Annotated in this window: 1 protein-coding gene; it reads left to right on the top strand. The window is 63.9% G+C overall.

Features of this window, described 5'->3' with window-relative positions; genetic code table 11:
- The coding region (locus tag FCK22_RS19040) for a PAS domain-containing protein (RefSeq protein ID WP_211243601.1) at positions 1-255 on the top strand (255 nt) is incomplete at both ends.

Genomic DNA, 255 nt, shown 5'->3' with positions numbered 1-255 from the left:
GGGGGAATACCCCTGCGATGGGCCGGGGGTGCGGCGCTGGTTTCAACTCAACGCCAACCGCTTGACGATCCAAGGCGCGCCTTGCCTGCTGTTGCAGCACCGCAATGTCACGACGCGCCGCATGGCGCATGATGATATCGAACGTGCCCATGTGCAGGCGGAAACCTTTGCCGCCCTCGTGGCCACCACGGGCGAAGCGATCCTGACCTATGACATGGAAGGCCGCATCATCAGCTGGAATCCGGCAGCCGAGCG

This window comes from Sulfitobacter sp. 15WGC (genome assembly GCF_005068605.1).
Classification (GTDB): domain Bacteria; phylum Pseudomonadota; class Alphaproteobacteria; order Rhodobacterales; family Rhodobacteraceae; genus Sulfitobacter; species Sulfitobacter faviae.
This window is presented reverse-complemented; position numbering and strand designations above follow the sequence as displayed.